The sequence below is a fragment of the Pontibacterium sp. genome, assembly GCF_041587635.1.
Taxonomy (GTDB): domain Bacteria; phylum Pseudomonadota; class Gammaproteobacteria; order Pseudomonadales; family Balneatricaceae; genus Pontibacterium.
Genome location: NZ_JBFGYC010000738.1, coordinates 1 through 1,337 on the forward strand (window position 1 = coordinate 1; position 1,337 = coordinate 1,337).

The window sequence follows — 1,337 nt, forward strand, 5'->3', positions numbered from 1 at the left end:
ACCAACTGGGAATTTTGGCGTTCTGTTGGCCTTTTTTTACACGTGGAAGTAGTGCCATGTAGAGTGCGATACCGATCATTAGGTAGGGGATAACCTGTTCCAGTTTCCCCGTTGACGACAGGTGTTGCAGAAAGCTCACGCCGAGACAGGTCGTGATCAATGCAAAGATCAGGGCGGGCCAGTTGCTTCGCAGATCGAGAAAGCCGGTGCGAAGATAGTGCAGGGATGACGTTAAGGTTCCAGCGGTATTTTGGAGCTTGTTGATTGCTATGGCATTGATGGGTGGAACGCCCGCCATGAGCAGTACAGGGACCATTAACATACCGCCACCACCGGCAATCGCATTCAGTATGCCGGTAAAGAATGAAGTAATAATTAGAATGATAAAGAGAGTCGTTGATATCTCCATATTGGGTTTCTCATATGAGTTACGTTCGGGGGTGAAACGGTGGGAGTTGCTCGGGACATGAGGGGATTGTGTAGCGAGGAAAAACCGCATCAACCTTCTTAAATATAAGCCAAAATAAGCACTTACGCCTTAAATCGGTTCACATTAGCCAAATAGAGAGTGGGTTTGCTCATCGGTTTTGGGTGCCGTTTTGTTCATTCTGAAATCATTTTGCCGCCTTAAAGTTGCGCTCAGAAATCGTGAACTGTGCATACGTTGCGCATTCAACAGGAGAGACTTTTATGAAAATCAATCAGAGTGGAAGGTTGCTTTTTGACTCAGATTTCAATGTCCATTTGGGCCGGAATTGCAGTACTGGAATGGCAGCAAAAGAGAGCGCGTTTATATCTCGTGTGCTTGTTTTCTTAACCTGAGTGAAAAATATAGCCCCCGGAGCTTATTACTCCGGGGGCTTTTCCGGCGGAAATCCGGTATTACCCTTTAGGTTTGCCGAGCACAATCGAAATGATCGCTGTAATACCTAACAAACCGCAGTAATAAATTGAGCCAACCAAGGCGAGCGGCGATATCTGGGCAATCGATGCCGCCAGCAGGACCTGTGCTCCGTAGGGGATGAACCCCTGTACGACGCAGGAGAAAATATCCATCAGGCTGGCGCTGCGTTTTGGATCAACGCCGTAACGGCTGGCAATATCCTTAGCCAACGAGCCACTCAATACAATCGCCACGGTATTGTTCGCTGTGGCCATGTTAGTCAGCGCCACGGCGGCACCAATACTGATCTCTCCAGAGCGTGGTGATGGTTCGGTGTTTTGTTTGCGGCGTGTCAGACGGTCAATGATACCCGCGATATATTCCAAGCCACCGTGTGCTTTCATCAGCGCACCCAGGCCACCAATCAACATGGAGAGAATCATAATCTCCTGCA

2 protein-coding genes are annotated in these 1,337 nt (G+C 48.7%); both read right to left on the minus strand.

Going from position 1 to position 1,337, the window contains the following annotated elements:
* Window positions 1-409: TSUP family transporter (locus ABYW01_RS21305; protein ID WP_372836612.1), on the minus strand; the 409-nt coding region annotated here is incomplete at its 3' end.
* A gap of 473 nt (window positions 410-882) precedes the next feature.
* Window positions 883-1,337, minus strand: a 455-nt coding sequence (locus tag ABYW01_RS21310; protein ID WP_372836614.1) for a Na+/H+ antiporter NhaC family protein, incomplete at its 5' end; no start/stop codon positions are given.